Below are 13,606 nucleotides of genomic sequence, written 5' to 3'. Positions count from 1 at the left end.
GTGAGAGAGCGTCCACTCCAACAGGAAACGGGAGCGGTCCTTACTTGATCTTGTCGTAGGCCGCCGCGAAATCGCCCAGCGGCATCGGGATCGCGATCGCCTCCTTGGCCATGTTCTGGAAGGAGACCTTCAGCTGCTTGCCCGACCGCAAGGCGGCGAGCAGGTCCGCCGCGATCGGCGTCGAGGCGTAGCAGCCGCGGTTCTCGCAGGTCTGGATCTGGAGGTCGAATGTCTTGCCCTCGTCGACCTGGAGCTTGGCCCCGACGGGCAGGTTGAGTCCGAGCGGTAATTGCAGCAGCGCCACCGGCGTGCGGGTGTCGGGCGCGATGCGGATGTTGATCAGCACGATGGTCTGGCCGGTTTTGGTCAGCACCGCGTTCTGCTCCATTGCGCATTCGAGCGGCGCGTCGCGGCTGACGCTGGTGCAGCGCACGACCCATCCGGCTTGCTGCGCACCGTCAGCCTGCGGCTGGGTCGGAGCTGGCGCGGGCTGTGCGGCCGGTGCAGGGGAAGCGGCGTTCTTTTTGGCGCTCTGCTGGGCATACGCGCCGCCTGTCGACAGCAGAAGGGCGGCGGCGAGGGCGACAAGTCTGGATTGCATGGACATGGCGAAACCGCGTTGGCGTGAACCGAGGGCCTCGCTGTAGCGTCGCGGAAGCCGCGGTGCAAGCTTACTCGGCGGCCTGCTTGACGGTGCTGTGCTCGGGCGCCTCGTGACCTTTGCCGTCACCCGAACGGCCCCAGCCCGAGAACCAGTTGTTGAGCTCGTCGAGATAGAGATAGACCACCGGGGTGGTGAACAGCGTCAGCGCCTGGCTGACGATCAGGCCGCCGACCATGGCGTAGCCGAGCGGCTGGCGGATCTCGGCGCCGGTGCCGTGGCCGAGCATCAGCGGCACGCCGCCGAGCAGGGCGGCCATCGTCGTCATCATGATCGGCCGGAAGCGCAGCAGCGCGGCCTGACGGATCGATTGCTCCGGCGTCTTGTGCTCGTCGCGCTCGGCCGCGATGGCGAAGTCGACCATCATGATGCCGTTCTTCTTCACGATGCCGATCAGGAGAATGATTCCGATCAATGCAATGAGGCTGAAGTCGAAGCCGGCCGCCATCAGGATCAGGAGCGCGCCGACGCCGGCCGAGGGCAGGGTCGACAGAATCGTAATCGGGTGGATGTAGCTCTCGTAGAGAATGCCGAGGATCAGATAGACCACGACGAGGGCTGCGAGGATCAGCAGCGGCACGGTGCCGAGCGACTGCTGGAACGCCTGCGCGGTGCCCTGGAAGCTCGAATTCAGGGTTGGGGGTGCGCCGAGATCGGCCATCGCCTTCTGCACGGCCTCGGTGGCCTGGCCGAGCGCGACGCCCTGGGCGAGGTTGAAGCTGATCGTGATCGCCGGGAATTGGCCCTGGTGGCTGATCGAGAGCGGGCGGACCGGATCGGTGGTCCAGGTCGCAAAGGTCGACAGCGGCACCTGGTCGCCGGTCAGCGGCGATTTCAGGTAGAGCTTGTTCAGGCTGTCGAGACTGCCCTGCATCTCCGGCAGGATCTCGAGGATCACCTTGTAGGTGTTGAGCTGGGTGAAATACTGCGTGACCTGCCGCTGTCCGAAGGCGTCGTACAGCGTGTCGTCGATCAGCTGCGGCTGGATGCCGTAGCGCGATGCGGTGTCGCGGTTGATCTTGAGCTGGACCGTGGTGCCCTGCGTCTGCTGGTCGGTCGCGACGTCGCGCAGTTGCGGCAGCGTCTGCATTTTGGCGAGGATTTTCGGCGCCCAGTCGTTGAGCTCGGTGAGATCGGCATCCTGTAGCGTGAATTCAAACTGCGTGCGCGTCGGCCGGCCGCCGAGCCGGACGTCCTGGGCCGCTTGCATGTAGAGGCGGGCGCCCGACACCTTCTCGAGCTTAGGACGCAGCCGGGCAATGATCTCCTGCGCCGACGCGTTGCGCTCGTTGCGCGGCTTCAGCGTGATGAACAAATTGCCGTTGTTGCCGGCGCGGCCGCTGCCGCCGATGTTCATCGCGATCGTGGCGACGTCGGGATCGTCCATCACGATCTTGCCGAGCTCGACCTGGCGGCGCTGCATCTCGGCGAAGGAGATGTCCTGGGACGCTTCCGAGGTCGCGGTGATCAGGCCGACGTCCTGCTGCGGGAAGAAGCCCTTCGGGATCAGGATGAACAAATAGATCGACAGGCCGAGCGTGGCGAAGAAGATCAGGAGCGTGGTGCGGCGCCAGGCCAGAGCATGATCGAGAACGTACTCGTAGCCGCGCAGCATGCCGTCGAAGGCGCGTTCGCTCCACTGGTAGAACTTGCCGTGGGTCACCTCGCCATGAGCGCGCAGGAAGCGTGAGGCCATCATCGGCGTCAGCGTCAGCGACACGAACATCGAGACGAAGATGGTCATCGCCAGCACGACGGCGAACTCGCGGAACAGGCGTCCGATGATGCCGCCCATCAGCAGCAGCGGGATCAGCACCGCGACCAGCGAGATGCTGATCGAGACGATGGTGAAGCCGATTTCCTTGGAGCCCTTGAAGGCGGCCGCCATCGGCGATTCGCCTTCCTCGATGTAGCGCGTGATGTTCTCGAGCATCACGATGGCGTCGTCGACGACGAATCCGACCGCGATGGTGAGCGCCATCAGCGATAGATTGTCGAGCGAATAGCCAACCACCCACATCAGGGCGCACGCGCCCAGTAGCGCCAGCGGAACCGTGATGGTGGGAATGACCGTCGCCCAGAAGCTGCGCAGGAAGACGAAGATGACCATGACCACGAGGGCAATGGTCAGCAGCAGCGTGAACTGGACGTCCTCGACCGCGGCGCGGATGGTCGTGGTGCGGTCGCTGATCAACTCGATCTTGATCGCGGGCGGAATCGCCGCGACGAGGCGGGGCAGGGTGGCCTTGATCCGGTCGACGGTCTCGATGACGTTGGCGCCCGGCTGCTTGAACACCACCAGGAACACGCCACGCTTGCCGTTGGCCCAGGCTGCCTGCTTGGCGTCCTCGGCGCCGCTCACCGCCTGTCCGATGTCGCGGATTCGAAGCGGACCGCCATTGCGATAGGCGATGACGACGTCGTTCCAGTCCTTGGACTGGGTGAGCTGGTCGTTGGCGTAGATCGTGTAGGCGCGCTTCGGCCCGTCGATATTGCCCTTGGGGCTGTCGACTGTGGTGATCGCGATCTGGCTGCGCACGTCCTCCAGCGACAGGCCCTTGGCGACGAGTTTCGCCGGGTCGATCTGAATGCGGATGGAGGGCTTCTGCTGGCCGCCGATGAAGACCTGCGCGACGCCCGAGAGCTGGCTGATCTGCTGGGCAAGCTGGGCGTCGACGGCATCGCTGACGGTGGTCAGCGGCAGTGTATCGGATGTTGCCGAGAGCAGCAGGATCGGCGCGTCGGCCGGGTTGACCTTGCGGTAGGTCGGCGGCGAGGGCAGATTCTTCGGCAATTGACCGCTTGCGGCGTTGATGGCGCCCTGCACGTCGTTGGCGGCGCCGTCGATGCTGCGGTTGAGGTCGAACTGGATGGTGATCGAGGCGGTTCCCAGATAGCTCGTCGAGGTCATCTGGGCGATGCCGGGAATCTGGGCGAATTGCCGCTCGAGCGGCTGGGCCACCGACGAGGCCATCGTCTCGGGGCTGCCGCCCGGCAAATTGGCTGTGATCTGGATGGTCGGGAAGTCCACCTGCGGCAGCGGCGCGACCGGCAGCAGGGGATAGGCGACGAGACCGACGAAGAGGATGCCGGCCATCAGCAGCGAGGTGCCGATGGGATAACGGATGAAAGGTGCCGAAATCCCGCCCTCGGTCATTCCTGTCGTACCTTATTCTGGCTCGGATCCGAGCTTGCTACGGCCGTCGAGACGAGGCTTCCGGGCTGGACCTTGAACTGGCCGCCGGTGATCACCTGTTGACCCGGGCTCAAGCCTTCGTCGACCACCGAACGGCCGTCGATGGCGTAGCTGACCTTGATCTTGTGCACTTCCGCCTTGTTGTCCTGATTGACGGTATAGGCGTAGAGGCCGTTGGTCGAATGCTGAACCGCGTCATCCGGAACCACGGTCGCGTCCTTCAGGGTGCGTACCAGAAGGCGCGTCGAAACCGACTGGCCCGGCCACAGCGTGTGTTCCTTGTTGTCGAACACCGCCTTGAGCCGAATAGTCCCGCTGGTCGTGTCGACCTGATTGTTGATGACCGCGAGCTTGCCCTCGGCCAACGTTTTCTTGCCGTCGGTGGTGAACGCGATCACCTTGAGCGCGCCGGCCTTCTGGCCTTCGCTGATATAAGGCAGCTGGTCTTCCGGCGCGGTGAAGATCACCGAGATCGGCTCGACCTGCGAGATCGTCACGATTCCCGTCTGCGTGGAGGCGTTGACGATGTTGCCAACGTCGACCAGGCGCAGCCCGGCCACGCCGGTGAACGGCGCCTTGATCTGGGTGTAGTCGAGCTGGGTCTGGGCGTTGGAGATGGCGGCTTCGTCGGCGGCGATCTGGGCGGTCAGCTGCGCGACGGTGGAACGCTGGGTGTCGACCCGCTGCGCAGTCGCGAACTCGCCAAGCTTCATGGCACGCTGGAGCTCGAGATTGGCGTTGGCCAGATTCGCCTCGTCCTGCGCCTTCTTGGCCTTGGCCTGGTCGAGCGTGGCTTGATAGGGCCGGGGATCGATCGAGACCAGAAGCTCGTCCTGCTTGACCATCTGGCCTTCGCTGAAGGCGATCTTGTCGATCTGGCCGTCAACCCGGCTCCGGACCTGTACGGTGTTGAAGCCCTGAACCGTGCCGAGACCGGTCAGATATACCGGAAAGTCGGCCTTCTGGACCGGCGAAACGCTGACGGGGATGGCGGGCGGACGCGCCGGACCCTTCTGAGCCGTCTGGGTTTTTCCGGCCTCGGGCGAGCCGAATTTCTGCCAGCCATAGTAACCCGCGGAGGCCACGGCCGCGATGATCAGAATCCAGAGGATCGGCCGTGTTTTTTTCATGTCGGCTCGTTGGCTTTTACGCCCAAAACTACGAATTGTGGAGCAATCATAGGGTTCCAGCGCGCTGGTATAATACACGCCAAGTTCCAGTGTAAACAGCACTATCGGTTCGGAATCCTAAACAATTGGAAAGCTTTGCACTGTCTAGGCAGCTCCGTGACACTACGGTGTGCAGTGCTGCATTTTCCCGGCGCGAGCGATCCGCGCGCAAATCTTGGGCAATGCCCGGAGCCGGTGTGGGCGGCTTGCAGAGCTGTCCGCAAGGGCGCCCCGGCTGTGCTGCGAAGTGAGCCGGGATCAACCCCCGTGAGAACGGTTCTAATTCGCCTGCACGGCGTTTCGGTTGTCAGGAAATCCGGCATCGGTCATATCGGCCCCGCCACAACGGGAGCGCAGGATGGACGAACTGAACGGCAAGCTGATCGCGTGCCAGATTCTGATCACGGGACTGATCGCGCGCGTCGCCAACGAGCAGCGCGATCCCTTGCGATTCCTGACCGACTTCCGGGACGAGATCAAAGCCGTCGTTGGCGGCGTCAACATCGCCGGCATGGACAACTCCGATCGCGTGCGCGCCGTCGCGCAGAAAACCGTCGACGAATTGTTCTCGCTGATGAAGCCGCCGAGCAGCGATTGAGAGCGGCGCCGCTGCTCGCGCCTGCGCAGCTCTCGCATGCGCCCATGTTTCCAGATTGAAATCTGCACCGAGTCCGATCTGGATGAATTCAAATGTGCTGGCAGATCAATCGCATTGACCTGCTTTTCTCCGACCGATAGCACCGCCCCATCGTTCGCGTTTCTGCATCGACGAAGCGCATCAGCTCGAAGGTTGATGCGGCACGACGAGATCGCAGCGCTCAATGTCCAGATTAGAACGGTTCAAGTTTAGAACCATTTAAAACTGCGGCGCACTCAACCGAGTTTAGAATTGCTTTGAAATGGTCGGATTCAAACGGAGTGTTGCAGAGATCGCGTTGACCCCCATGAACACGCCCGATAGCACCAATGCGTCGCGTTGTCGCAACGCGACCAATGGAAGCATAAGCACTGTGGGGCGTGTGATGGGCATGATGAAAACACCGCGATCGTTGCGTTCGGATGCGGATCGGAAATCCTTCGGCAACAATTTCGACACTGCGACCGGCAAGACTGTGTCCACGGTCGCCAGTTTGATTGCGGTCGCGACGGTCTCGACCGGCGCACAGGCGCAGCAGACCAATCTGCCCCCCGTGAACGTCGATGCGCCTCAGCAGCGTCCGCGTCCGACCGCTTCGAAGCCCACCGCCGATCAGATTCGTGCGCGCAACGCGCTGCGGCGCGCGGCGCAGCGGCAGCAGGCCGCACAAGCGCCTGTCGCCAATCCGAGCCCTGGTCCTGCCGATCGTGATCCGTACGCAAATCCCGCCGCGCCTTACATGGCCACCCGAGTGCAAGCGTCAGGTAAATTCCCTGAGCCAATCCTCAACACGCCAAAATCGATCACCGTGCTTACAAAGGATGTGCTGGAGGACAAGAACGCCACGACGCTGAAGCAGGCGATCCTGAGCACGGCCGGCGTGACGCTCGGAACGGGTGAGGGCGGCAATGCCTTCGGTGACCGCTTCTTCATTCGCGGCTTCGATGCCCGCAACGACGTCTTCATCGACGGCGTGCGCGACGCGGGCGTCAGCGTCCGTGAAAACTTCTTCACCGAGCAGGTCGAAATTCTGCGTGGTCCGGGCTCAACTTTCGCGGGCCGCGGTGTCGCCGGTGGTGCGATCAACATCGTCACCAAGCAGGCGACGACCGAGAAGAGCTTCTACAACATGGACACCACGTTTGGCACCGACATGACCAAGCGCGTGGTGCTCGACGTCAACCAGGTGATCAACCCGACCTGGTCGGTGCGCGCGGGCGGACTGTTTCAGGACGCCAATGTCGCTGGGCGAAGCTATGTGACCGACAATCGCGACGGCGCATTCGTCGCGACGATATGGAAGCCTCTGGATGCAGTCAAAATCACTGCCAACTACATCCATACCGAACTGACCGGACTCCCGGACTTCGGCGTGCCTTACTATCGGCCGAGCACGGCGACGACCGCCGGCGGCCCGTTCACCGATTTCGGGGTTAATCGTAAGAATTGGTACGGCTTCCTCAACCGAGACTTCTACCGGACCGGCCAGGACATTGGTTCGCTCAACGCCGAGGTTTACGTCACGCCAGATCTCTTGATCACCAATAGGTTCAGGGATTCTCACTCCACGCAGAACTACATTGGAACGCTGCCTGAAGCGCCGACACTCGCCCCAGGGGCTCCGTTTACGGCCTACACCCTCAGTGCGAATCCGCAGAGCCGCTACCAGGTCACGGACGTCATCGCCAATCAGACGGAGGCGACTTACAAGTTCAGTGATAGCGCAGGCTTCAAACACACTGCGCTTGCCGGGTTTGAATACGACCACGAGACCTCGTCTATCAACAGCTATACCGGCCTTGCTTCGGAGGCGCTGCCTGGCGGCTTTACCGGCAACTCGCTGACAGGCGTGAGCGTGTTCAGTCCGCAATACACAAACCTTCCCTTCGGGATTCCCGGAGGTTTGACGCAGAAGCCGACCAACATCGCGATCGATACCAAGAGCGTATACGTGCTGGATACGGCCAACTACAACGACGTCCTGATCCTGAATGGTGGCGTTCGGTTTGATGACTACAATATCAAGGTGAACGGCTGGGGTTCGGTCAACGGGGGAACGCTGAACGCCTTTGGCCAGCAGCAGCAAGACTACGGGATGCCGAATTTCAATCTCGGCCTCACCCTCAAGCCATTGCCGAACGGAAGCGTTTACGCGGCCTACGCAACCTCGTCGAACCCGGTCGGCGCGGAATTTGACGGAACCAGCGTTCAGTATGGTGGTCTTGCGCCCGTGCTCAACGGCGCCGCTCCTCAGATCTTCGGTCCTGAGAAGAACAAGGCGATCGAGCTTGGAACGAAGTGGGAGCTGTTCGACAGGCACCTGTTGCTGACCGCTGCGCTCTTCCAGACCGAAAAGGAAAATGCGCGAGAGTCGCGCAATGTCACTGCTGCAACTGCGACTGCGGCATGTCCCTATACTGCTACGGCGGGGAACGTATCCTGTATCACGGCCGGCGCGGCCTATCGTATTCGCGGTATCGACCTCGGCGTCAGCGGCAAGATCACCGACAAATGGAGCATTTTCGGCGGTCTCGTTCTGATGCAGTCGGAAGTGACGAAGTCGCTGATTCCGCCGGCCAACACGACGCTCTACACCACCAACGTGGGCCTGCCCCTCTCCAACGTCGCGCACCAATCCTTCAGTTTGCTCAGCAAATATCAGTTGACGGATGTGTGGGAGCTGGGCGGTCAGGCGGTCTACCGCTCGAAGATTTATGGCGGTACGTTCCTCGCGGCGAACCAGGGCACTTCGATCCCGAGCTACTGGCGGTTCGATGCCTTCGTCGAAGCCAAGCTCAACCAGAACTGGCAGCTGAAGCTGTTCGTGAACAACATCTTCGACAAACGCTACTATGACGCGCTGTACCAGAGCGCCGCGCCCTTCGTGCTGGAAGCACCGGGACGCGCCGCCTATCTGGTGATCTCGGCGCGCTACTGATGGAGTAACGACGAGGTGCCATGCTGACATGCATAGACGGCGTCCTGAGCAAGGATGATGTGGCGGAATTCCGCCGCATCATGGACGCCAGCGAATGGGAAGACGGCCGTTCCACCGCGGGCGCGCAGTCAGCAATGGTCAAGCGCAATGAGCAGTTGCCGCCTGACAGCGAGGTCGCGCGCAAGCTCGGCAACCGCATCATCTCGGCGCTGACGTCGAACCCGCGGTTCCTGGCAGCGGCGATCCCGCTGCAGATCTTCCCGCCGCTGTTCAACCGCTATGCGGCCAACAGCGGCCATCATTTCGGGCTGCATGTCGACAATGCGATCCGCGGCGACCGCCTGACCGGCCTTCGCATCCGCACAGACCTGTCTGTCACGCTGTTCCTGGCCGAGCCGGAAGAGTATGACGGTGGCGAACTTGTGATCGAGGACACCTACGGTTCGCACGAAGTGAAGTTGCAAGCCGGGGACTGCGTGCTCTATCCCTCGACCAGCCTCCATCTCGTCACGCCGGTGAAGAGGGGGACGCGGGTTGCGTCTTTCTTCTGGCTTCAGAGCATGATACGGGACGATCAAGCCCGGAGCATGATCTTTGACCTCGACACCGCGATACAGGCGCTGGTGGAACGGCTCGGGCGTGACGATCCCGAAACGGTCAAATTGACGGGTATCTATCACAACCTCATTCGCTACTGGGCCGAAGTATGAAGATCATGTCCTTCCAAGCAAGCCTTGCCGCCGCCTTGATGCTGGCGGCCGCCTGGCTCGTATCCCCTGTTTCTGCCCAGACACAGACCCCGCCGGCGGCACCTGCACCGGCACAGGCGACGGCTCAGCCGGCCACCGCCAGCCCGGCTCCGGCTGCCGCTCCGGCGGTGGTGGCGCCCGTGGCGAAGCCCGACGCGGCCGCTATCGCGCCCGCCATGAAGGAGCTGTCCCCCTGGGTGATGTTTATGTCGGCGGACGTCATCGTGAAGGCGGTGATGATCGGGCTTGCCTTCGCATCGCTGATGACCTGGACCGTCCTGATCGCCAAGTCGATCGAGCTGTCGGTCGCGTCCGGCAAGCTTCGTTCGGCACTGAAGAAGATCTCGGAGGCGCGCTCGCTCGCGGAAGCGCAAATGGCGCTCGGCGCCAAGCAGGGCATTCTGCCGTCCTTCCTGGCGGCGGCGCTGCGTGAGGCGCGGATGTCGGCCGGCCTGTCCAGCGATGCCGGCATCAAGGAGCGTGCGGCCTCGAGCTTTTCCGAAATCGTGCGCGCGGAGGCACGGCGCATCCGCATCGGCATGGGCGTGCTGGCGACCATCGGCTCGACATCGCCCTTCGTCGGCCTGTTCGGCACGGTCTGGGGCATCATGAACAGCTTCATCGGCATCTCGAAGTCGCAGACCACGAACCTCGCCGTGGTCGCGCCCGGCATCGCCGAGGCGCTGCTCGCGACCGCGATCGGCCTCGTCGCCGCCATTCCCGCCGTCATCATCTACAACCACTTCTCGCGCGTGACGAAAAGCTATCTCGAGCTCGTCAGCCGTGCCTCGGGCGCGGCGGGGCGGCTGCTCTCGCGCGATCTCGACCGCAGCCACGGCAGCGCGCATTCGCGCGCGGCGGAGTGAACCATGGGCGTTTCGCTCGCAGACAATGATGACGACGACGATTTCGGCGAGACGCATGACATCAACGTCACGCCGTTCATCGACGTCATCCTGGTGCTGCTGATCATCTTCATGGTCGCAGCTCCGCTCTCCACGGTCGACCTGCCGATCGATCTGCCGACCTCGAGCGCGACCCCGCAGAAGAAGCCGGACAAGCCGACCTATCTCAGCATCAAGCCCGATCTGACGCTTGCGATCGGCGAAAACCCGGTCCACCGCGCCGAGTTGATCGGGACCCTCGACGGCCTGTCCGACATGAGCAAGGACAAGTATGTCTTCCTGCGCGCCGATCGCTCGGTGCCGTATGGCGAGTTAATGAGTGTCATGGAGCTCTTGCGCTCAGGCGGCTATTCCCGGGTGAAGCTGGTCGCGCTGGAGGGCGCTCCCGGAGCGCCTGCGGCAGGCGCCGGTCAGCCTTAGAGGCGCACGATGTCGGACGAAGCCAGACCATCCCGGAAGCTCTGGATTTTGGCGGCGGTGGCGGCGCTCGCGCTCCATCTGGGCGGTGCCGCGCTCGCCCTGGCCCATCTGCGGACCGATGACGACGACGATGGCCTGGGTGCGGCCGGCGCGGAGTTCGCCGTCGAGATGGCCTCGCCCAAGGCGCCCGAGACCGACCTTCCGCCGGGACCGGACAGCGAAGCGATGCAGGAGCAGCAGGCGCTTCCAGAGCAAAAGGCCGAGACCAAGGAAACCGAGCTTCCAAAGGACCAGTCGCAACAGGTCGACGATCCCGATCGGGTCGTCACCGAAAACATCTCGAAGAAGCCGCAGGACGAGGATCCCAAGATCGCGGCGGTCGAGACACCCGCTGCCGAGGCTTCGCCGCAGTCGGTTGCAACGGCGCGGCAGACACTCGACGAGGACGCGCGCGAGGCCGAGAAGGCCCTGGCGCCGGTGCTTGGCCTCGGCAAGGACATCCTCAGGATCACGACCGACTGGAATCGCAAGATCAGTGCGCACCTCACGGCCCACAAGGTCAACCCGGAGGGCAAGCAGCCCAATAATCAGAAGGTGAAGGTCAGCTTCGCGATCAACCGCAGGGGCAATGTGCTGTCCGTCGACGTCGTGGAGTCATCGGGGGATGTGGCCTACGATGCGGCCGCGCTCTCGATTGTCCGCAAGTCCGATCCCATCCCGCAGCCCCCGGCCGGACTGACCGAAGACCGGTTCGAGCGGACCGTCGACATCATCTTCACGCCGCCGGACGAGAAGAAAAAGAAGAAATCGGCTCAGCGCCAGTAGAGCCGGATCCCGACATAGACCACGACCAGGCAGACGAAGATCAGCGCCACCGGGAGGGGCCGTTTCTGGGCTCCGCTAAACGCCGCCGTGAAGGAGGCCGTCTTCGTCGGTTTCGGGGGAGGTCGGCGGAAAGCGGTAACATTGTCCGCCGCCGGCTCGGGCGGACGGGTGCGGACGTCGGGCGGAGTTCCCGCGCCGCCCATCTCGGCATAGTAGGCCTTGTAGATCGCGCCGATCGTGGCCTCGGTGGCCTCGCCCTCGCTCATCCGCGCCAGCAGGTTCTTGTAGCTGACCAGGAACTCCTGCGCCTCGGCAGGCAGCGCGGAGGCCCCGTTGAGCTTGGCCATCATCTTCCAGGTGGCAAAATCGGCGCGGGCGCGGGTGTCCGCGCGTCGCGCGATCAGCATATCGGCAGCTTTGACCAAGTCGGCCTCGAGCCCTTCGGCTTATGTTCGGGTGTTCTGTTGAACTACGCGTTGCCGGTCAGGAAGAGAACAGCCTGAATCACATAACCGGTCAACGTTCGCAGTATTCCTGAAATAACATCAAGATTTAGACCGAACTGCGAGCCCGCGAGCGGCAGCAGGATCAGAAGACCAATCAGGATCAGCATCCCGAATGGCTCGAGCCGGGCCAGCGGCATGGCGAGGGCCCGAGGCAACAGCCCGACCGCGACGCGCCCGCCGTCGAGCGGCGGGATCGGCATCATGTTGAACACCGCCAGCACCGCGTTGATCACCAGCGCATTCTTGAGGTTGTCGAAGATCCACTGGGCCGAGGCCGCCGGTGCTAGGGGCAGGGCATGCAGGGCAAGAGCCGCCGCGAGCGCCAGCAGGATGTTGGTGGCGGGTCCGGCAAGGGCCACCCAGACCATGTCGAGCCTGGGATGGTTGAGCTTGCGGAAATTGACGGGAACCGGCTTGGCATAGCCGAATAGGAACGGCGAGTGCGCGAACAGCAGCATCGCCGGCAGGATCAGGGTGCCGAACGGATCGATATGCTTGATAGGGTTGAAGCTGACGCGGCCGAGCTGCCAGGCCGTGTTGTCACCGAGACGGTACGCGACGAAAGCGTGCGCGGCCTCGTGGAAGGTGATGGCGAGCAGCAGCGGTAGCACCCATACAGAAAGCTCATAGAGGGAAATGTTCACGGCTCGTCCGTCCCGGTTTGTGCCTCGTGGCCTTGCAGCCAACCCGGCCGATCCGGTGATGGGGCAACGCGTCAGGTCAGGATATGGGACGCGGGTTCCGAAATCCCAAGCCGTAAATGATCCGCCAGCAGCGCCGCCGGCTGCGACAGGTTGCGCGCGCGGTGCAGGTGGATGTCGGCAGCCGGCAGCGGCGGCAGGCCGTTCGACAGGGCGCGCAGGCGGGAGGGCAGGGTGCCGGCCTTCACGACCGTGATCGCAAGGCCCTCCGCCGCGATCGCTTCCACCGCCGCAAGGGTGCGACTGACGAAGGCAAGGCGCCAGGGCCGGCCGGCGGCATCGAGGGCGTCCGCGGCCCATTGCCGGAACAGGCAGCCCGGCGGGTAGAGCGCGACGGGCAGCGTGTCCTGTGCTTCGGCTCGATACGTCCTGGCCGCAGCCCAGACCGCCTGCTCGCGTCGGAGCAGTTCGCCATCGCCGCGTCCTTCCGGATGCATGGCGATGACGAGGTCATAGGCCTCGCCGAGCCGGGCCGGCATCGTCGCGGTCAGGCCGGTCTCGATCTCGACCCGGATCTCCGGATGGTTTTGGGCAAAGCGCGCCAGCAAGGGCGGAATGACGATCGTGCCGTAATCGTCCATCACGCCGAGGCGGACCACGGCGTCGCGCTTGCGTGCGCGGAGCACATCGATCGCCTCTGCATTGAGGTCGAGAAGCCGCCTCGCATAAACGAGGAGCTCATCGCCCGCCGCGGTCAGCGCGACGCCGGCCCTGGTGCGCTGAAACAGCTTGGTGCCGATCCGCTCTTCCAGGCGCCTGATCTGGACGCTGACCGCCGACTGGGTCCGGTTGAGCAATTGGGCTGCGCGCGTGAACGAGCGATGCTCGGCGACGGCGAGAAATGCCTTCAGCAGATCGGGGTCGAGAACAGGCGTGGTCATGACGAAAACTTATCCCAG

12 protein-coding genes are annotated in these 13,606 nt (G+C 63.4%); 6 read left to right on the top strand and 6 right to left on the bottom strand.

Annotated elements, in window-relative coordinates:
* Positions 1–40: 40 nt before the first annotated feature.
* The 3 genes from AB7531_RS26740 to AB7531_RS26730 all read right to left on the bottom strand — a co-directional run bounded on the left by AB7531_RS26740 (position 41) and on the right by AB7531_RS26730 (position 4,987).
* Positions 41–607, bottom strand: coding sequence for an invasion associated locus B family protein (locus AB7531_RS26740; RefSeq protein WP_063983864.1), 567 nt, complete (start codon positions 605–607; stop codon positions 41–43).
* A gap of 64 nt (positions 608–671) precedes the next feature.
* Positions 672–3,818: a multidrug efflux RND transporter permease subunit gene (locus AB7531_RS26735; RefSeq protein WP_063983863.1), complete on the bottom strand. Its 3,147-nt coding sequence runs from the start codon at positions 3,816–3,818 to the stop codon at positions 672–674.
* Positions 3,815–4,987 (bottom strand): efflux RND transporter periplasmic adaptor subunit, encoded by a 1,173-nt coding sequence (locus AB7531_RS26730; protein WP_071914957.1) that lies wholly within the window; start codon positions 4,985–4,987, stop codon positions 3,815–3,817. The genes AB7531_RS26735 and AB7531_RS26730 overlap by 4 nt, the downstream gene beginning before the upstream one ends.
* Before the next feature lie 397 nt (positions 4,988–5,384).
* Here AB7531_RS26730 and AB7531_RS26725 point away from each other — a divergent pair, with 397 nt between their 5' ends.
* From AB7531_RS26725 to AB7531_RS26700, 6 genes are all read left to right on the top strand, one after another.
* Positions 5,385–5,624, top strand: coding sequence for a hypothetical protein (locus tag AB7531_RS26725; protein WP_063983861.1), 240 nt, complete (start codon positions 5,385–5,387; stop codon positions 5,622–5,624).
* Between the two features lie 424 nt (positions 5,625–6,048).
* Entirely contained in the window at positions 6,049–8,601 is a 2,553-nt protein-coding gene (locus tag AB7531_RS26720) for a TonB-dependent receptor (protein WP_231144619.1), read from the top strand.
* A gap of 20 nt (positions 8,602–8,621) precedes the next feature.
* Positions 8,622–9,311: a Fe2+-dependent dioxygenase gene (locus AB7531_RS26715; RefSeq protein WP_063983860.1), complete on the top strand. Its 690-nt coding sequence runs from the start codon at positions 8,622–8,624 to the stop codon at positions 9,309–9,311.
* Entirely contained in the window at positions 9,308–10,216 is a 909-nt protein-coding gene (exbB, locus tag AB7531_RS26710; protein WP_063983859.1) for a tonB-system energizer ExbB, read from the top strand. Before AB7531_RS26715 ends, exbB begins: the two co-directional genes overlap by 4 nt.
* Before the next feature lie 3 nt (positions 10,217–10,219).
* Positions 10,220–10,675 carry a TonB system transport protein ExbD gene (exbD, locus tag AB7531_RS26705; RefSeq protein ID WP_014495997.1) on the top strand — a complete coding sequence of 152 codons (456 nt, stop codon included), beginning with the start codon at positions 10,220–10,222 and terminating at the stop codon, positions 10,673–10,675.
* Between the two features lie 9 nt (positions 10,676–10,684).
* Positions 10,685–11,500 carry an energy transducer TonB family protein gene (locus tag AB7531_RS26700; RefSeq protein ID WP_063983858.1) on the top strand — a complete coding sequence of 272 codons (816 nt, stop codon included), beginning with the start codon at positions 10,685–10,687 and terminating at the stop codon, positions 11,498–11,500.
* Here AB7531_RS26700 and AB7531_RS26695 read toward each other — a convergent pair.
* From AB7531_RS26695 to AB7531_RS26685, 3 genes are all read right to left on the bottom strand, one after another.
* Positions 11,488–11,907: a hypothetical protein gene (locus AB7531_RS26695; RefSeq protein WP_028146575.1), complete on the bottom strand. Its 420-nt coding sequence runs from the start codon at positions 11,905–11,907 to the stop codon at positions 11,488–11,490. The two genes, AB7531_RS26700 and AB7531_RS26695, sit on opposite strands and share 13 nt — an antisense overlap.
* Before the next feature lie 62 nt (positions 11,908–11,969).
* Complete coding sequence (locus AB7531_RS26690) at positions 11,970–12,650, bottom strand: site-2 protease family protein (protein WP_063983857.1); 681 nt, start codon at positions 12,648–12,650, stop codon at positions 11,970–11,972.
* A 71-nt stretch (positions 12,651–12,721) separates the two neighbouring features.
* Positions 12,722–13,588 carry a LysR family transcriptional regulator gene (locus AB7531_RS26685; protein WP_063983856.1) on the bottom strand — a complete coding sequence of 289 codons (867 nt, stop codon included), beginning with the start codon at positions 13,586–13,588 and terminating at the stop codon, positions 12,722–12,724.
* Between the last annotated feature and the right edge of the window lie 18 nt (positions 13,589–13,606).

It is taken from the genome of Bradyrhizobium sp. 63_E2_N1_3, from assembly GCF_052076005.1.
GTDB classification, from domain to species: domain Bacteria; phylum Pseudomonadota; class Alphaproteobacteria; order Rhizobiales; family Xanthobacteraceae; genus Bradyrhizobium; species Bradyrhizobium barranii.
This window is presented reverse-complemented; position numbering and strand designations above follow the sequence as displayed.